Origin of the sequence: Nitrospira lenta (assembly GCF_900403705.1) — a bacterium.
Classification (GTDB): Bacteria; Nitrospirota; Nitrospiria; order Nitrospirales; family Nitrospiraceae; genus Nitrospira_D; species Nitrospira_D lenta.
The window spans coordinates 1,033,135-1,051,530 of record NZ_OUNR01000001.1 but is presented as its reverse complement, the minus strand read 5'-3'; the positions used below and the strand labels follow the sequence as shown (position 1 = coordinate 1,051,530).

Sequence of the window (18,396 nt, the reverse complement as noted above, 5' to 3'; positions counted from 1 at the left end):
TTTCAATGATGGTGGTGATAGTCCTCAACGATCACGAGATCTTTCTCGGTGATGACCAGCTCTTTTCCATAGACTTGGCGAAGGATGTCCGGCTTCAGCACATCGGCCGGAGGTCCTGCGGCAAACAGGCGAGTCTTGAGCAGCACGAGTCGGTCGACGTGCGGGCGGATCATATTGATATCGTGCGTGATCAAGAGCACGGTCAAGCCCAGTTCCTTATGCAGATGCGCAACGAGTTCAATGACGTTGTGCTGGGTGGTGATATCGAGGCCGGTGGTCGGCTCATCGAGCAAGAGGACTTTCGGCTGCTGGGCCAAGGCGCGGGCAATGAATACGCGTTGTTGCTGGCCGCCGGACAGATGGCCGAGCGCTGTATCTCGATGCACATCCATCCCCACGTGGGCGAGGGCATCGAGGGCAATGGCTTGATCCCGCTTCGTCGTTTGTCTGAGCAGACCTAGGGTGCCGTAGCGGCCCATCATCACGGTTTCAAGGACGGTGACCGGGAAGTTCCGATCTACGACGCCTTTCTGGGGAAGGTAGCCAATCTGGGCGCGGTGGTGGCAGCGCAGCTCGCCGCAGGCGCAATCAAAGATACGCAAATGTCCGGTCAGTGGCGCCATGAGGCCCAACACTGCGCGGCAGAGTGTGGTCTTGCCGGAGCCGTTGGGACCGATGACGCCGACAAACTCTCCCATGCAGATGGAAAGGGAAATATCCTGGAGCGCGATCACTCCAGGAAAGCCAAAGGTCGCATGGTCGAATTGGATAATCGGGTTGGATGATTCGGGCACGGGAACACGGGCTCCTTCCGGCGCTGAGCGCACGCCGAGCGATTGTTAGGTCGCCTCCAGCGCGTTGGCCAATTGGAGCACATTATAGCGAAGCATGTCGAGGTAGGTCTCGGTGCCGGGGAGGCCGCCTGGAAGCGTGGTGAGGACAATCACGTGGGTTTTGGTCTCTTTTGCCAAGAGCTCAGGGATCCGTTGACTCAACTGGATTTCAGAGACGATGACCTTGATATGGTCCTTTTTAATTTTCGCGACGAGCGACTGAATCTGAAGGGCCGATGGTTCTGTGCCGGACTGGGCTTGAATTGTAGCCACAATATCGAATCCAAATCGTCTAGCCAGGTAAGGCCAGGCGGGATGGTGGGCGATAAAGCGCCGATCAGGCAGCCGCTTGACGCGTTCGGACAGCTCTTTTCGGAGTTGATCCAGCTGGCGGAGATACGCGGCTTGGTTGTCTCGAAACTCCTTGGCATGTGCCGGGTCGAGCGAAATGAGTGTTGCCGTAATGTGCCGGAGCATCGTGGCGACGCTCTCTGGATCCATCCACACATGGGGATTTCCGCCGTTGGCATGCTGATGCTCGCCTGAGTGTGGGGTCTCCTGATCGGAATGATCACGGATCAGCCCAATGCCATCGGAAGTCGTAATGACAACCAGCGAAGGACTTCCGGCGTTCTTCACCAGGGCTGCAACCCAGATCTCTAGTCCGATGCCGACTTCAAAAAGAACTCGGGCTTTTCTGACCGCGATCAAATCGCTGGGCTTTGGTGCGTAGGTATGTTCGTTTTCATAGCCGCTCAAGAGGGACGTGACATGTACGTAGGGGCCGCCTACTTGCTGCGTGAGATCCTTCAGGACCGGGATTGTGACGACGACGTTCAAGGGAGGCGGAGTAGCCGCCAAGGCTTGTGATGGCAAGAACACCGCGAGGCAGCATCCGGCTGCACAAACCATTCTGAACGCCATTCGAATTAGTGCAAACATGGGCGGGGACGGTAGCATCGGGGTTCCGTGATGTCAACGAGTTGATCCGGCGCTCACACCTCAGGTGAGAGGCGTGCCATGGCTTGACCGCATGGCCGACTTCCATTAGCGTAGCGCGGTATCTGTGCGAGGCCTATCGAGGAAAGGGAGACAGGATTATGAAAGTGGTAGGACTGATGTCTGGCACGTCCGGCGATGGAGTTGATGCCGCACTGGTCGAGATCACGCGATCACGGAAGGGGCTGGACATCCAAACCATCGCCTTCCACGTATTGCCGTATCCGCGTTCTCTGCAACAGCGGATTCTTACGGCCTCGGCTTCCGGATCTGTTGCGGAAATATGTCACTTGAATGCGTTGCTCGGTGAATGGTTTGCCAATGCGGCTCTCGGCGCGATCCGCACCGCCGGGCTTCGTCCCAAGGATATCGATTTAATCGGCTCTCATGGCCAGACGGTTCACCACTTACCTCATGGGGTGAAGGATGCCGGGGTCGGATCGATCCGGTCTACCTTGCAGATTGCCGAGCCGGCTGTGATCGCGGAGCGAACGGGTATCACGACAGTGGCTGACTTCCGCCCGCGCGACATTGCCGCCGGTGGGCAAGGCGCTCCGCTGACGCCCGGTGTGCATGCGCTCGTATTTCGTCATCCCCGGCGTGCACGGCTGGTGGTCAATCTTGGCGGGATCAGTAATGTCACGTATTTACCGCGCGGGAAAGGGGTTGGCGGCGTCAGTGCATTTGATACCGGTCCGGCGAATATGGTTCTAGACGGTCTCATGTATCGGGCGACGAATGGTCGTGTTTCGATGGATCGAGACGGACGCCTTGCCTCGCGTGGGAAGCCGGATGGGCGGTTGCTGACAAAATTGCTGGCGCATCCCTATTTATTGAAACAGCCGCCGAAGTCGACCGGGCGAGAAATGTTTGGCGCGCCGATGGTCGAGGAGCTTGCGGCCATCCAAGAGGCTCGCCAGCTTTCGATCGAAACCCTCCTGGCCACGTGCAGCCGTTGGACGGCCGAGTCCGTCGGCACAGCCAGACGATGGATTCAGGGAGGGATCGACGAAGTGATTGTCGGGGGCGGTGGGGTGCGCAACCGTGCCATTATGGCGCACCTCGCCGATGTGTTTTCACCGGCTCCTGTCTCCACGTTCGATGCGCTCGGGTGGGATAGTAAGGCCTTCGAGGCGGTTGCGTTTGCCGTTCTGGCATATCAAACGGTGATGGAACAGTGCGGGAATGTACCCGCCGTCACTGGCGCAAGTCATCCGGCATTGCTGGGGTGCATTGTTCCCGGAGGACCGGGGTGGATGCGCCGATTGAAACTCTCCTCTTGAAGGGCCGTACGTAGCACATGGACGTCATTCTCATTGGTTCTCTCGTCGTAGGTGTGCTGGTATTGCTGCTCTGGAAACGGAGCCCTGCGTCAGACAAGATGAAGAGTCACAGACCCGTTTTCCCGGCCGGGACGAAGGTCAATCCCGCTCCGTTGCTTACGGAGCAAGAAGTGCTGCTCTATAACCTCCTTCGGTTGGCCGTCCAGGATCAGTATTTAGTGTTCTCCCAAGTTCCGTTGTGGGCGTTTGTTCATATTGATGCGCCCGGAGAAATTCGGTCGCAGGCCTTTCGTCAGATTGCGCTGAAGCGCGTGGCGTTTGTCCTCGTGCATCCGGGGTCGAGGCAGGTTGAGCAGGTGGTGCAAGTAGAGGATAGTGTTGTGAGAGGGGGCCAAGGCAACCGGCAGCGTGTGATTGAGTCGGTTCTTGATGCTGCGGGGATTAAGCTGGTGACATTGCGCGTGCAGAAGTCCTACACCGTTCCGGCGCTCGCATCCCTACTCGGATGCGAGCCGGATGAATCATAGCGATGTAGGTGGGAGGGGGCAGGTATGGGTTGCGCTATTCAAGCGTATGCGCAATCGGTTCGGACTTGGCATTGGTTGTGTCAATGGCTTTCCTGGCGAGCTCGGCCTCTGAACTATCGGGATACTGGTCGACCACACGTTCAAACATCATGCGGGCTTTGTCCTGATCGCCGAGTTTTGTATAGGCCTGCCCGATTTTCAGGGTTGATGCTGCCAGCTTCGGGCTGAGCGGATAGTACGAGACGACATTGTAAAATGAGGCCAGAGCATCCTTATAGCGGCCCATGCGATACTGGCATTCTCCGATCCAATATTGGGCGTTCGCGGCGAGCGCAGAGTGTCCATGAACCTCGATAAAAAGACGAAAGCCTGCGAGCGCAGCTTCATAGTCCCGATGTTTGAACTCTTCCATCACCCGATCATATAAACGGCGGGAGCTGTCTTGCATCTGACCTTGAGCTGCGAATGGAATACTTGGCGAGAGGAGCAGGGCGCCCATTACGACGAGGACTCCGATTCGTAGTTGCTTCTTCATGGTTTCCTCCAGCGAGCCAACCCATTTGGATCTGCACGGGAGACATCGCAATCGGTATGCCACAGGGATATTAGAGGAAGGCGAGAAAAATGGTCAAAAACTGAAGCTTTCAGACTATCCAATAGGTGACATTTGCCGCAATTTGGTCAAAGGTTCTGAATGATGACAGATTTGTACGAGTCCATTTTTGCCCAGTGTGATGTTAATGCTACGCTGCTCCAGCTAGCTGGAAAAGAAGATGCTATTTATGGATGAGTCGCTACCGCCCAATCCCGCCGGCGGCAAGACGCTAGTTGTCGATGCAACAGACCCACGCTGCTATGCTCTCCCAAGTGACGCGCTTCGCGACGCGGCGGAACATGATCAGATCTATATTAGACCTGGCACGTATGAAGACAAGATCTTCATCTCGAACCGTCCTGTGCGGTTGATTGGTGCCGGGCGTGACCAGGTGCAGATTTTTTCTCGTCGTGGTGGCCCCTTATACTTACAACAGGTCCCTGGCGGGAGAATTTCAGGAATTGCATTTCGTTATGTGGGGAGCGATCAACATTCGGCCATCAACGTTCTGGATAGCACCTGCGTGATTTCAGACTGTCGCGCGATGGAAGGGATTCTGTCAGGTGTTGTACTGTACGGTCCGGAATGTCGGGTGACCTTCTCAGGCAATGAAGTCTGTCGCAATCGAGAGTCGGGGATTTTTGTATTTGCCGGAGCGCATGCTCGGGTAGCAGACAATCGGTGCTTTGACAATCATCATTTCGGTATTGCTGTCCGCGATGCAGGGACTTGTCCGGATATCGTCCGCAATCAATGCGACAGCAACATGCTGAGCGGCATATTGCTGTTTCACCATGGTGGCGCGCTGCTGGCAGATAATCATTGCCGGGACAATCAGCACTGGGGAGTCGTGGTGACGCCGGATGCGCGCCCCAATCCGGCTCCTTCAGAATTGGTGCAGGCCAATGACCTTACGCGTAATCCCCGGGGAGCCTCTGTGGTGACCGACCAACCGTTGGAAGATATCGGTCGCTAGAAGGACGGTCTATTACGAGACGAGAGGAGACTGAGGCTTCGCATCGGATATGTGAAATTGAAAGGTGCAGCCACCCTTTTGCTTGGCCCGGTACATCGCGGCATCGGCATGTTTCAGAAGGTCGTCGATATCGTGATCATCGGATGGATAGACGGTAATTCCAATACTGACGCCAATCGCTGGGCGATGCGACCCCAGTTCGAAAGGCTCTCTCAACGATTCGGTAATCCGTTGAGCCACGACCGTGATGTCCTGATCCGCTGCGCAGCCTTCCAGGATAATCGTAAACTCGTCACCGCCCATTCGGGCCACCGTATCTACTTCTCTGACGCAGAGTTTGAGCCGGTCTGCCACTGCTTTGAGCAGCAAATCGCCGACATCATGGCCCATCGTATCGTTGACGGCTTTAAACCGGTCGAGGTCCAATAGCATCAAGCCGAGCGGGCGTTGGAGGCGCTTGCTTCGCGCCATGGCTTGGACGAGTCGATCGCGGAATAGCGTCCGATTGACTAGTCCGGTTAACTGGTCGTACTGCGCCAGATACGTCATGCGTTCTTCTGCTCGCTTCCGTTCGATCGCGTAACGAATGGAGCGAGCGAGCAGTTCGGGGTGGCCCTGTCCCTTGACGAGATAATCCTGGGCACCTTGCTGCACGGCCTGGAGCGATAGGGCCTGGTCACTGACCCCGCTGAGGACAATGATAGGGATGGTAGGGCTGGTGGCTTGAACTTGCTTCAATGTTGGGAGCCCATAGGCATCGGGCAAGGAGAGATCAAGCAAAATGGCATCGTAGCGATCTCGCGCAAGATGGGCAAACGCTTCGCTCAGTCGCGTGACGTGGGTAATGTCGAATTGTTCAATGCTCCATTCTGCCAGGATGTCCCGAGTGAGGTGAGCATCGACATCATTGTCTTCGACGAGCAGCAATTTGATTATTGAAGGGCTCAATCCTGATCCCTCTGGCTAAGAAACTTGTGGCGAGTAAGGCTTCTCTTAGCAAGGCCTCGGCGTCGCTGGCTCAAGTATAGCCAAAGTCTATACCTTCACAAGGAAATGTCAGAAATAGTGGGTGTGATGAACGGTGAGTATTCGGAGGGCTGTTACAAGGAAGAGGGCCCGGAGAAGTAAGCGGTGTTGCTGCTTCTCCGGGATATCCTACGTGAAGCTATGCGGAATGAAGGGCTTCGGCGCGTCGGCGAACCTCTTCGGCTTTTTGCGACTGTCCGAGATTTTCATATAAGGAAGCAATGTTTGAATGGAGATGTGATAACAGCTGCCCCAGTTGGGCTTCCTGCGCGATGACATTCGCTTCCATCGCCAATTTCTTTTCTTCGCTCCGACGGAACCGCTCTTCTAATCGCTGAACCAGTTGAACCCAGCCGCGCACTTTGCCTGAGTCGAGCTGTGGCATGGTGGGAAGCGCTTCTGCGCGTTCAAGAGCCTTTTCAGTTTGATTCATCCAATTAATGAAGACGAGAAAATCACCGAGAGTAATGGTCAATGCCGAGGAGGTGCCTTCTTCTTCAATCACCAAGTCTTCCATACGTACTCCTTGTTCCTAGTCCAGCAGATTTTTGTAAACAAAAAGGCGCAAGAACCACAGGTTTCCCTGAATGCATATGCTGATGGTACAGCACTCGCGGTCTGTTGTTCGTGGATCTGGCTCGTATTCCAATGTGCCAGATTCCTGGGTCCACCTCCCTTCGACTTGCCCGCATTCCAAAAAACAGAAGTGCGAGAAGGAGCGTTGTGCCCACACGCCCCTATATTCTGTGGAGGAACGAGTATTACTGCGCTATAGGGAGTGTTGTCAACAAGACTTTTCCTGAAAGAGAAGAATTCTTACTAATCGGGAGTATGGAAGGGAAATATTTATTGTGCCAGCGGCTTGAGCCGTGGGTGCGGGGGCAGTTCACTCCCTGTGTGCAAGGAGAGGCGAGTTTTTGAGCGGGTAAATGCCTCTAGGCAATCCTTCCGGTCCTACGGCAGCTTCACAGGCATACCCACCTTCAAATGGCCATAGGAGGGATTGGCCAAAAAGGGATCCCCTCACGTGAACATAGCGAAAGGTGACTCCAAGGCGGGTACCCTCTGCATGAATCTTTTCCAGGCAAGTTTCTTTTGAGTAGGCCCGCCGTGAAAGGAGGATGGGGTCTCCCGTCTGTGTATGGAAGACGTCGTATTCACTCGCACAGCCATTTATGAACAACATGACTCCACATGCAGCAATGAGCCGAAGGAATTGTTGCTGCCCATTGCTCATTCTGTTTTTTTCACCAATCTTCTCTTCTCGTCAGTGCGTCTCAAACTACGCAAATTACAAGATAACCGTAACATAACCAGTGAGCATTGATCGAGCATATCATGGTCTTTTATCTGAGAATGTTTCGGGCATTTGATCTGTGAGACAAAGGGCGATGCAATGGCAAAAAGGTAACTGTCCTGTGACGTCCTCCCCTACATAGGGCTGGACGTATAAGCGTGTGTATTTGATTGAAAGTTCACAATAAAATAATTAGTTGGCAGGAGATGGATTGGGGACAGGCGCATGGCCAGCTTGCTTTCATGAGCCATTACAGCACTCGCAGTTCTGGTTGACGGGGAGTGTGGGACATCGATGATACGCACGATCTACGGAATCAGGGATAGATAGATGGGTTAAAGGCAGGACATGGCTAGGGAGGGGTTACACAGGTTTTTCAGCGACGTACTCAATATATTTCCAGAACTCTTTGGCTTCTTCTTCATTCAGTACCAACGGGGTGTTATTCGCGGTCCCAGCCATATAAATTTTTACGGATATCGCATCTTGCCAGATTTGCACTTCGCAATGGGTGACGCGATCAAGATTCAGTGCGCGGTTACCGATTCGAATGAAGTTCACAGCCCCGCTCCCTTCCCGCCAGTCAGCGTAGGGTGATCCTATCGCAAATGGAGAACCCTCCAAAGGAACTTAAGAATCTCTGCGAGAAGGATCGGACGGTGTGATAGCGCAAATTGAGAGAGAACCCATCGTGCTCTATAGCACAACTATGAAAGAAAATTTGAAGGGGAGAGGGAAGGTCCGGATTGGTTGCGGGGACTGGATTCCTTCAAACAGTACTTATCGAACCCATTGTTTTATATATAAATTAATGCAGTCTCCCTGCCAGGGTTGTAAAATTGTTTACGCCTCTTCGATTGACTGATCCGCGTAAACTAGTTACGCGATCGACCGTAAACGATGCGTAAACGGAAAAACCGAAGGTACAGCGGTACCTTTTACGGTACCTGGTTTTGGGGATTGTCTCTTGGTCTACTTAAGTTTGCTGCGGCATAGGTTATCCATTCTGATTATGGCGTTTCACTCAAGTCACTACATGACACAGGGTGCTCCCTGATTAAGAGTGCATCACCCGGGGGTTGTTCAAGCTGTTGGTAGCTTGGACAATCCCCGCACTAGTCCATAAGTCTATGTATCAGTGCTCGTTTCACTCACTGGGCCCTCTGAAGGGATACTTTCTTCCTTCTTAGGATTGTGCTCTCTCTATCCATGTGGAACGGGGATCGAATGAGTATCTGCGCTCTGATTGCGTATTCTGCTCAAACCGGCCACCGATTCTGCTCCAACGCAGCCACTCAAAATGCTGCAAACCAGCCGCCCTCACTGCCCAAGGCGAACAGTGTCGTGCGAGTCTTGATTGACTCCCCAAATCGGGTAAGGTGGGGCGCTGGATTGAGGTTTGCTCGCTGTTCTGAATGGCTGCTTCCGACCCAAAGCGGAAGTACACGACCGACCGCTATCTGGGCTGCTGCCGGTTTCATTCACACACCTAACTCGGTGTCTTTGAAACCGGCAGCAGCAGAGTCTCCGCGGCAATTCTTCAATTAGAAAATGCGACAGGCAGCTCCTTAATGGAGTCAGAGCGGCTTCGGAGGCCATTCTCGTATTCAGTGGCTGAGAATGGCCAAGATTTCGTCTAAGGGTCGGATAGTTCCCAGCAGGGTTGGTGCACCGAACTGCTTGTTGTGGCGATTTTCTTTTACCTTTTCCAATGCAATGATGAGGTTATTAAAGTCGTCCAGTTTTGCGGTCTCAAAGTAGGTGATGAAATCGACGTCATCCAGCCCACTGGCATGATAGAGTTTCCGTTTGACCGTCTTCAGGTATGGGACCGTGGCTTCGGTGTGCTCCTTCATCATCGCTGTGCGGACATCTTGCCCCGCGTTCCACCATTCGGCATCTTTACGAATCGGCACGATAATGGCGTACGGTTTCGGTCCTGGATCGGTTTGTGTTTTCAAGGCAATCTTCAGATCCTCGGACATCCCTGGCACATAATTGAGAGCTTTCGTGAGCCCGTTAAACGTGTACGTATTCTTCAAATGCTGTCCCAGCGCCGTTCCCATGAAATCGATGAGAAAGTTTTGATTCGTCAGGATCTCCAGAGAATGGATTCGGACGAGAACGTCGGCCTTTTCGACGAGCCCTCTCAAGAGGTACGTGTCGGCAATGAGCGCATCGCTATGCTTCTGAAAGATGGCCTTCACTTCACTGACGGCAGCAACCTTGGCCGCCTTGTCGAGCTTCCACCACTCCTCATCGACCTGGAACACGGCAAACGTACCATAGACGCCTGGGTCCTTCAGGAACTTTTCGCGATCCACCCCTGCCTCACCAGCTGAGGGGAAAAGAGCCAGAAGGCCGAGCACAGCACCCACCATCAATGATTTCTTGATACGTTTCATGGATCAATTCTCCTTTTGGCATCGGTCAATACTCAATTTACTGAAGGCCGGCCTCTCAGTAAATTGTACTTAACATAGCGTCTCGTTCTCACGCCGGCCTCACAAAACGATCACGTTTCTATCACGGGACCGGCAGAATCACGGGGGACATTAGGACAATACGGTGGGCAAATCGAAGATCATCGTGGTTCCGACGTTTTGAGTGCTCTCCGCGCGAATCGTGCTGCCGTGCAACTCAAGAATGCGCTTCGAGATGGCTAGTCCTAGACCTGCTCCTCCGGCTGGATCCTGCCGATCGGCTCGGTAAAACCGATCAAAAATATGTGAGAGGTCTTGAGCGGCAATCCCGCAGCCCGTATCGGCGATCTGCACGCGTACAGATTGTGATTGTTGGCTCAGCGACACCGTGATCAGGCCTCCAGATTTGGTGTAGCGGATCGCGTTATGAAGAATGTTTTCCAGCACCCGTTCAATGAGGCCGATATCCGCCACGACAAATGGAAGCGCTTCTGGAAAGCTGGTCTTGAGCGTGATGCCTTTCGGTTCCACGGTGAGTTGCACCTTTTGACAGACGTCCTGCACCAACTCCGCCAAAGAGAATTGCTCGTGGTCGATGTGCACCTCTTGCGAATCCAAGCGGGCCAATTCAAAGAGCTCGCCGACTAGTCGCCTCAGCCGCTCGCTTTGTTTGAGTGCGATGTCAAGAAAGGCCCGGGATTCTTCTCTTGTTAGGCTTCCCTCTTTGATCATGAGAGTCTCCAGATAGCCATGGAGCGATGCGAGGGGCGTCCGGAGATCATGGGAAACGTTTGCCACGAGTTCCCGGCGGAGCGTGTCCGTCTGCTTGAGGGTGTCCACTTGCTTGAGAATCCGCTGGACCATCAGATTAAACGTTATTTGCAAGCGGTCAATTTCATCTCTTGAGCGCTCTGTCACCGGCTCGTGCGTACGCATTGATATGGCATGCGAGAAGTCACTTTTAGCGAACCTGTCCATCGTCGAGGCGAGCAGGCGGAGCCGTCGTGTCAGCATATTGAACAACACGAGGCCAGCGAGGAGAGCAAAGACCAGGCCGGCTAGGGCCGCCCAAAAGCTGAGTCGGAGTATGTAGCTGCGTTGCAGCATGTCTACGACCGAATCATATTCCTCGCCGCCAAGCACGATATAGAGATACCCTGTGGGCGATCCCGTGAGTGGGATAGGAGCGACAGAAAACACCTTGTGGCGACTCGTATCACGCGGATCATCACCCAGAATGGGAAAGGTATCCTCGGTGGTCAAGAACCGTTGAATCGGATCAAGCGAGACCGCCGATCGTTTAATCTTCTCGGCTGGCGCAGAGAAGTTCAGAATCACCCCCTGAGCATCCAGCAGGTACATCTCAATACTGGGGTTGACGATCATGAGCAGGTGAAACAATTCCTTCAAAGCATAGGGGCTGACTTCTCCCTGGCTACTGAGCAATTGGTCGCCCACAATGTTGCGGGCCAAGGCCCGGTTGAGCTTCTGATTCACTTCCTGCTGATACATGCGCGTCGTAAACGACGTGAGGGAGGTATAGAGCATACCTACCGATCCAAAGAGGATGAACAACACGAGAGCGAGTTTCCCGTAGAGTGAGCGCGCCATAAATTACTCTTCGGTGTGTGGGCCATCCCGTTCACAGAACTGGTATCCGACACCCCACACGGTCAAAATAAAGTCCGGCTTCGAGGAGTCTTTTTCAATCTTAGCGCGTAATCGATTGATATGGGAATTGACCGTATGCTCGTATCCTTCATGCCCATAGCCCCAGACCACATCCAGTAGCTGTGCCCTTGTAAAGACCCGGCCGGGATGGAGTGCAAACTGTAGGAGCAAATCAAATTCTTTAGCCGTGAGCTCCAACGGGCTGCCTCGGACAACAACTTTGCGTTTCTCCACATCAATACATAACTGTCCCGCGCGGATGACATCATGGACGTTCTGATTCTTTCCCGAAAAGGCTTCAGACCGTCGAAAGAGTGCCTTGACCCGGGCTAACATTTCTCGAACGCTGAATGGCTTAGTCATATAGTCGTCAGCCCCGACTTCCAAGCCAAGCACGCGGTCGAGCTCTGATGATTTCGCAGTCAACATTAGAAGCGGGGTATAGGACGGAAGGCCTCGAAGCTGCCGGCATATCTCGAACCCATCGAGGCCTGGAAGCATGACGTCCAGGATAATGAGGTCATACCTGTTTGATAGGCCCTGTTGAAGACCTTCGACACCCGTGGCCACACTGTCGACGGTATAGCCGGCATCTCTCAAATGCATGCCCAATAGCCGGCCAATATCCATGTCGTCTTCGATCACCAAGATTTTTTTACCCATGACCACCATGAGAAGAGAAGGATAATACTGGATCGCTTAGCATAACCTGTGTCACAAAAGTATCACGGACCCGCGATTGGAGGATAGCTCAGCGCTCTAAGAGGACGTGTGCTTCTCTAGATTTCAGAGGGCTACGGATATTTCAGGAAGTGGACTCCTCAGCAGCCGCTTTTCACAATCCAGCCAACCACTAAGATACTGCCAACCTCTTTGCAAATATCAAGGAGCGCAATATCTAAGGAAGGTCTGATTTATTCTAGTTCTTGCACAAGCAAGCATCAGAAATCAGGCAAATCCGATATGTGGCCTTCTGCCGGTTTCAAAGACACCGAGTTAAGTGTATGAATGAAACCGGAGGTAGCCCAATTTCGAGAATTTACAGGAAGACATTTTTGTAGATTTTGTGGACGCCGATAAGCAGGTGTTCTACGACCCTTCCCCAGCCGACTCAGATCCACTTCAGCCAAGCGTAGCGCGACGCACGCACCATCTCTGATGAACGGCCGCTTTCCGGCGTGGCGAGTGCCGTAGCGACTGTCGCCAAGTGGCCGAACTGAGACACTCACCCGGCGGCACATATGCTGCCAACGACCGACTACCGGCCTTCAAGAAACGCGTCAGTTCCAACGATCCGTTTTCACATTTTCAGTAGCGTTTGCCGTGGGCGACAGTGCCCAGGAAGCCGTCGATGACGGGCGGCGCCCATTATGCGTTGTTGCAGTGCGTGGGCCCTATCCGGCCGGAATGACATTCCTCACGTGTCGCCCGTTGTCGAACGATCAGCGGCCAAGGCCGTTCTGCTTCTGCAAGACGGTGGGCCCCTGCGGGCCTGAGGTTCAGTCGAAATTCACGTCGCGAGTAGATACTCCCGAAAAAATCTGGTCAATTCATAGGCAAGCTCAGTTGTCCTCTGGCGGAATACAACGGATGATTTCGCTTAGCCTAAAAAGAGCTCGCATCTCACTGGTCCAGTCTAACATTCACCCTGGACCCAATTTGCCCGGGCAGGTCACGACAACGAAAGGAGCGACATCGAGGCCGCAATAGGGGAAGCCCCCGTCCTGATGACCATGGTGTGCAGCAGGAACCGGGAAAGAACACCATACGGAAGTCGGCCCTCTGTCGAAGAAAAACTCGGCCACTTGCTGAAAAGGAGATGGGTAATTCTGCTCCTGGATGAGGAGAACAAGATTACCGATGTGGCAATTCCGCCTGAGAGCTGGGATGATCACAGTATGCTGTGTGAGACAAGGCTGCTCGCTCATAAGCTCGACGAACACTGACAGAGGAGGCGAGCCATGCATGGGTTTACAACCAGACAACTGCATGCCGATGGACAACAGAAGCCGTTGAACGCGCATGCGATGCCCCTGTTCCTAACGTCGACGTTTTCGTTCGATTCTCCCGAAGCAGGCGCGGATCTTTTTCTGGGGCGTCGCGCCGGGCATATCTATAGTCGGGTGGGAAATCCGACCGTCGAAGCTCTCGAGCAGGTGATTGCGAACCTGGAAAACGGGGAGGCCGCTGTCGCATTGGGCTCGGGAATGGCGGCTATCCATGCGAGCTTATTGAGTATTCTGAAAGCCGGTGATCATGTGATCTGCGGGGAGGTGCTCTATAGTCCAAGCCTCCATCTGATCACAGAGCGCCTGGCAGATCTGGGGATTACCTCCACGGTGGTCGATACTTCGAATGAGCAGGCCGTAAGAGATGCCATACGGGACAAGACAAAAGTGATTTTCTTTGAAACCCCCGCCAATCCTACGTGCAAGATCACGGATATCCGGGCAATCGCCGAACTGGCCAGACCCAAGGGCATTTTGACGATCGTCGATAACACCTTCTCCAGTCCTTACTTTCAGCGGCCACTGGATCACGGCGCGGATATCTCCCTCCATAGCGCCACGAAGTACCTTAACGGCCATGGGGACGTGATCGGGGGGATTGTTGTGGCGCGCTCAGAGCTGGCCGCCATGATTCGCACCTATCGTCGTGACACCGGAGGCATTCTGAGCCCGTTCGATGCTTATCTGCTGTTGCGGGGCATCAGAACCCTTTCCTTGCGTATGCTGCGGCATCACGACAACGCGATGAAGCTCTTTGAGTTTCTTTCCAGTGTTCCCAAAGTCGGCAAGTTGTACTATCCAGGTGACCCCCAGTTCCCCGGCCACCATGTCGCAGCCCGACAGATGACCGGCTTTGGCGGCTGCTTCAGTTTCGAGCTTGCCGACGGGTTCGAGGCGGCCACGCGGTTGTTGAGTAAACTGAAACTCTGCACCTTGGCGGTATCCTTGGGCACGGTCGATACGTTGATCGAACATCCGGCGTCGATGACCCATGTCGCGACACCGAAAGACATCATGGAGCGGCAGGGGATTACGAGCGGGCTCGTAAGAATCTCCGTCGGCTGCGAGGATATCGAAGATGTCATCGCCGATCTTGAGGACGCGCTGGAAGCGATTTGAGCAGCCCCACGGGCCGAGCAATTCATCGCCGGCCGATTGAATGACAGACAAAAGGAAGGATCATGAGAGAGCTGGTGTGGGAGAGGCGGCAGGCGATACAGGAATAATCGGCACATCGGGGCGGGCAGGCGATTGTGAATCATGAAGGAGATCGGCTTTGCATCGTATCCGGTGCAGCCGTTTCGGCTTGATCTGACGGTCTGGGCGCTGCGCCGCTGCTCCCATATTTTGTGCAGATGGAGCGGGGGATAGGACAAATGATGAGACCTCCCCAGAAACTAGACCGCTGAAAACTGGAAATGCGCTCCTTCTGACCCTTCCCTGAAAACTAGACCACGCGGTGCTGGAAATTCGATGCCTCCTGCAGCCCGGTTTGAGCCGCCTGTTCGACAAATTCCTGGGGTGTTAAGTTCCCAAGCGAACCATGCGGCCGGTGCTCATTGTAGTCGATCCGCCACGCTTCAATCTTCTGTCAGGCATCGTGCAGCGAGACGAACACCTGCGCGTTCAAACATTCGTCTCGAAAGCGCCCATTGAAACTCTCAATCACCGCATTCTCCACGGGTTTCCCGGGCCGAATAAATCGAGTTTCACTCCGTGCTCGTATGCCCAGGCGTCAAGTGCCTTCGAGGTCAAGTCGCTCCCATTGTCCACTGTGATCATCTGCGGGTAGCCGCTCCGGTTCGCCACCCGTTCCAGAGCCGCCACGACTTTCGTTCCCGGGAGGGTGAAATCGGACTCGATTAATTGACTGTGCCGGCTATAGGTATCCACGACCGTGAGCGCTCGAAACCGCTGGCCATCCAGTAACGTATCCGCCACAAAATCCATGCTCCACCGCTCATTCATCTCACTCGGGTGTGGTGGCACGACCCGCAGATGACTCGACCGTTTACGACGGCGCGGTAATCTCATCGTAAGCCCTTCTTCCCGATAGATCCGATGCACCCGCTTCCGATTCACTACCCAGCCTTCGCGTCGGAGCATGACCTGGAGGCGCAGATAGCCAAATCTCGGCCGCGCTTGCGCCAACTCCCGCACCCGCATGCGAATCGCCGTATCCTCCCGCCCGTGGTGTCGGTAATACCACGACGCCCGATTCAACCGCAGGAGCCCACAGGCCCGTCGCACTCCAATCGGACAGTGCCCGAGCACCTCCCGCACGAGGGCGCGTTTGCGCGTGGGCTTCAGGCCTTTTGTGCGAGCACCTCTTGCAGGATGACTTTGTCCAAGGTCAGATCCGCCACGAGCTGCTTGAGTCTGCTGTTCTCTGCCTCCAGTTGCCGTAACCGCCGAATCTCGGCGATCGCCATCTGGCCGTAGCGTTTCCGCCAGACGTAGTACGTCGCCTCACTGATCCCCAGCTTCCGCGTTACCTCCGGAATCGGTGCCCCCGCATCGATTTGCCGCAAGGCCGTCGCAATTTGCTTCTCGGAAAACAGAGGTTTCATTAAACGCACGAAGGAAACACTGTTTTACTGACAATCACTTTTGAGATTGTTACTGCAACGATACTCGCCTTTTCAGGACATGCCCGCGCTGTATCTTTATAAGGAGCTGAAAATATTTGCGCTTTTTCACTGTGGTGAGCCTGGGCAACTAAATAAACAACCGGTCTCAGTGCATGTCTTGTTAAGTTATTGGGCTTTGTGGTCGCGCAGTTCGCGTAAAGCTGCTTCGGATCGCGTGCACTCATGATATTTCAGCCTTGACAGGGTGGACTAGCCCGCGTTAGGTATCTTGGCTGATAATTGAGTAATCTCTCGGATGCCCGCTAGGGCGTAACAGGGAAGTCCGGTGAAAAACCGGCGCGGTCCCGCCACTGTAAGTGGGAAGCTCCCCCGTTTTAGCCACTCGACACACTTGTTGGGGAAGGCTGGGGGTAGCGTTGAAGGTTCGACCTTCTGAACCCATGAGCCAGGAGACCTATCCGAGCTGACATAGTACGGTTTCTCCGCGCGGTAACGGAGGATCTCTCCTGCCTTTTTGGCATGCGACCTCTTGTTCCTGTTGTGGAGCTGGAGGTTTTATTATGCCGGCAGCCTCTCCCACGGTTTGTGTCGCATGACGACGGGATTGCTCATCGTCGGGCACGGCAGCCGTGATTCCAATGCCAATGGTGAGTTCGAGGCCTTGGTGGCAGCCTTTCGCGCGGCGCGACCCGATCTTGATGTGGCGCACGGCTATGTGGAGCTGGCCCGCCCGTCATTGGCCACCGCGCTTCGCGAGTTGGCGCAACGGGCCGATTCCGTTGTGGTCCTGCCGTTGTTCCTTTTTGCCGCGGGGCATGTGAAGAACGATATTCCGCTCGCACTCTCGCAGGCTCGGCAAGAGTTTCCCTCCGTCCGTTTTATCGTGGCCAATGCCTTGGGCATCCATCCCAATCTCGTGGAGCTGGCCTTTGAGCGGGCGCGGGCGGCGCTGGAAGGTGCCCGTGAATCCTCGAAGACTGCCGTCGTGGTCGTGGGCCGTGGTTCAAGCGACCCGGATGCGAACGGGGACTTCTGTAAAGTTGTTCGTCTCCTTGCCGAGGGGCGCGAGATCGGGTGGGTGGTGCCCTGTTTCATCGGCGTGACGAGACCGCTGTTTGAGGAGACGGTGGAGCTGGTCGCGCGCGCGCGCCCAGAGCGGATCGTCGTGGCTCCCTACTTTCTCTTCGGCGGAAGACTGATCACGAAAATTCGCGAGCAGGTGGAATCGTTCCAAGCGCGCTATCCCTGGATCAAGACCGAACTGGTACCCCATTTGGGAATCGACGACCGGTTGCTCCGCTTGATGGACGAGCGCCTGGCCGAAGCGACGGGAGGGGAGCGGCCGCTCCCCTGCGATACCTGTCAGTATCGTGTGCCGGTGTCCGCTGTGACCGAGCATGTGGGCGGGCTCAAAGCGCTGCTCTGGAGTCTGCGGCACGGTTTCACCCACGCGCAAGCTATGCCGCACGTGCATGCCCATCGCCCGCTGGCTAAACATGTCCTGGTCTGCGGGAATGTCGATTGTGCCGATGGCGGGAGCATTCCCCTCATTGCTACATTGCGGCGGCTGTTGAAGGACGCCGGGCGGGATCAGGATATTCGCGTGACGAAGACCTCCTGCATGGGCCGCTGCGGGGAAGGACCGACGGTCGCGGTCTATCCTGATGGCATTTGGTATCGGGGTGTGAAAGAGACGGATGCGAAGGAGTTGGTCGAGGAGCATCTGCTCGGCGATCGGCTCGTCAGTCGCCTGGTCGATAACATTATGCAGTAACGGAGGAGAGACGATGGCCTGTCATGAAATCGCAGGGTTGCGGCTAGGTTTGATGGAAGTGTTGGGAGTGAAGAACGAAGCCGAACGGCAGCATGAGTTGGCGGAGCTGGGGACCGGGGCCGATCAACCGGGGCCGATTCGTTCCATGTGCGGCGCCAAGGACTTGGCCACGCTCAAGCAGTTTTATGAGACGGCGGTAGCTGCGCTTGAAGAGCGCGTGTCTGCCACCCGCGCCGACGATCCGAAGCTGCCCTATCTGCGTACGCTGGTGGTGCTCACGAAGAAGGTCGATCTCGATCTGGCCCATCAGATCGAAGGGCTCACTCACCTCTATCGCGATCTCGATGAGATGCATGACTTTGTTCATGAGATTTATCCGGCGGAGTAGCAGC

16 protein-coding genes, 1 pseudogene and 1 riboswitch are annotated in these 18,396 nt (G+C 54.8%); of the genes and pseudogenes, 6 read left to right on the top strand and 11 right to left on the bottom strand.

Annotated features, from left to right (window positions below; all coding sequences use genetic code 11):
• Window positions 1-2: 2 nt before the first annotated feature.
• The gene (locus tag NITLEN_RS05005) at window positions 3-794 is read right to left on the bottom strand and encodes a metal ABC transporter ATP-binding protein (protein WP_121988454.1); all 792 of its coding nucleotides are present in this window, start codon (window positions 792-794) and stop codon (window positions 3-5) included.
• A 45-nt stretch (window positions 795-839) separates the two neighbouring features.
• A complete protein-coding gene (locus NITLEN_RS05000) occupies window positions 840-1,745 on the bottom strand; it encodes a metal ABC transporter substrate-binding protein (RefSeq protein WP_181416636.1) in 906 nt (301 codons plus the stop codon).
• Between the two features lie 188 nt (window positions 1,746-1,933).
• Here NITLEN_RS05000 and NITLEN_RS04995 point away from each other — a divergent pair, with 188 nt between their 5' ends.
• Together NITLEN_RS04995 and NITLEN_RS04990 are read left to right on the top strand one after the other, a co-directional pair.
• A complete protein-coding gene (locus tag NITLEN_RS04995) occupies window positions 1,934-3,115 on the top strand; it encodes an anhydro-N-acetylmuramic acid kinase (protein WP_121988452.1) in 1,182 nt (393 codons plus the stop codon).
• 17 nt (window positions 3,116-3,132) lie between these two features.
• Window positions 3,133-3,642, top strand: coding sequence for a DUF2726 domain-containing protein (locus NITLEN_RS04990; RefSeq protein WP_121988451.1), 510 nt, complete (start codon window positions 3,133-3,135; stop codon window positions 3,640-3,642).
• A gap of 34 nt (window positions 3,643-3,676) precedes the next feature.
• Here NITLEN_RS04990 and ybgF read toward each other — a convergent pair whose 3' ends face one another.
• On the bottom strand, window positions 3,677-4,177 hold the full coding sequence (gene ybgF, locus NITLEN_RS04985; protein ID WP_121988450.1) for a tol-pal system protein YbgF: 501 nt from the start codon (window positions 4,175-4,177) through the stop codon (window positions 3,677-3,679).
• Between the two features lie 247 nt (window positions 4,178-4,424).
• Between ybgF and NITLEN_RS04980 the strand changes: the two genes are divergently transcribed.
• Entirely contained in the window at window positions 4,425-5,213 is a 789-nt protein-coding gene (locus NITLEN_RS04980; protein ID WP_181416635.1) for a right-handed parallel beta-helix repeat-containing protein, read from the top strand.
• Between the two features lie 12 nt (window positions 5,214-5,225).
• Here NITLEN_RS04980 and NITLEN_RS04975 read toward each other — a convergent pair whose 3' ends face one another.
• From NITLEN_RS04975 to NITLEN_RS04945, 6 genes are all read right to left on the bottom strand, one after another.
• On the bottom strand, window positions 5,226-6,161 hold the full coding sequence (locus tag NITLEN_RS04975; protein ID WP_121988448.1) for a GGDEF domain-containing response regulator: 936 nt from the start codon (window positions 6,159-6,161) through the stop codon (window positions 5,226-5,228).
• Window positions 6,162-6,378: 217 nt separating this feature from the next.
• The gene (locus NITLEN_RS04970) at window positions 6,379-6,756 is read right to left on the bottom strand and encodes a hypothetical protein (RefSeq protein ID WP_121988447.1); all 378 of its coding nucleotides are present in this window, start codon (window positions 6,754-6,756) and stop codon (window positions 6,379-6,381) included.
• A gap of 1,143 nt (window positions 6,757-7,899) precedes the next feature.
• Entirely contained in the window at window positions 7,900-8,097 is a 198-nt protein-coding gene (locus tag NITLEN_RS04960; protein ID WP_121988445.1) for a hypothetical protein, read from the bottom strand.
• Between the two features lie 1,046 nt (window positions 8,098-9,143).
• Window positions 9,144-9,941, bottom strand: a complete 798-nt coding sequence (locus NITLEN_RS04955) for a chlorite dismutase family protein (RefSeq protein ID WP_121988444.1) — start codon at window positions 9,939-9,941, stop codon at window positions 9,144-9,146.
• Between the two features lie 150 nt (window positions 9,942-10,091).
• Complete coding sequence (locus NITLEN_RS04950; RefSeq protein WP_121988443.1) at window positions 10,092-11,570, bottom strand: sensor histidine kinase; 1,479 nt, start codon at window positions 11,568-11,570, stop codon at window positions 10,092-10,094.
• 3 nt (window positions 11,571-11,573) lie between these two features.
• Entirely contained in the window at window positions 11,574-12,293 is a 720-nt protein-coding gene (locus tag NITLEN_RS04945; RefSeq protein WP_121988568.1) for a response regulator transcription factor, read from the bottom strand.
• A gap of 1,298 nt (window positions 12,294-13,591) precedes the next feature.
• On the opposite strand from NITLEN_RS04945, the gene NITLEN_RS04935 reads away from it, so the two are divergent.
• A complete protein-coding gene (locus NITLEN_RS04935; protein WP_121988441.1) occupies window positions 13,592-14,758 on the top strand; it encodes a trans-sulfuration enzyme family protein in 1,167 nt (388 codons plus the stop codon).
• A 328-nt stretch (window positions 14,759-15,086) separates the two neighbouring features.
• Here the strand turns inward: NITLEN_RS04935 and NITLEN_RS04930 are convergent.
• A pseudogene (locus NITLEN_RS04930) lies at window positions 15,087-16,209 on the bottom strand (IS3 family transposase).
• Entirely contained in the window at window positions 16,209-16,454 is a 246-nt protein-coding gene (locus NITLEN_RS17840) for a hypothetical protein (protein WP_146216102.1), read from the bottom strand. Before NITLEN_RS17840 ends, NITLEN_RS04930 begins: the two are co-directional and overlap by 1 nt.
• A gap of 52 nt (window positions 16,455-16,506) precedes the next feature.
• A riboswitch (cobalamin riboswitch) is annotated at window positions 16,507-16,706 on the top strand.
• Window positions 16,707-16,822: 116 nt separating this feature from the next.
• On the opposite strand from NITLEN_RS17840, the gene NITLEN_RS04925 reads away from it, so the two are divergent.
• Both NITLEN_RS04925 and NITLEN_RS04920 read left to right on the top strand, forming a co-directional pair.
• Entirely contained in the window at window positions 16,823-18,004 is a 1,182-nt protein-coding gene (locus NITLEN_RS04925) for a CbiX/SirB N-terminal domain-containing protein (RefSeq protein WP_121988440.1), read from the top strand.
• 13 nt (window positions 18,005-18,017) lie between these two features.
• Window positions 18,018-18,392, top strand: coding sequence for a DUF3209 family protein (locus tag NITLEN_RS04920; RefSeq protein ID WP_080879259.1), 375 nt, complete (start codon window positions 18,018-18,020; stop codon window positions 18,390-18,392).
• Window positions 18,393-18,396 lie beyond the last annotated feature (4 nt).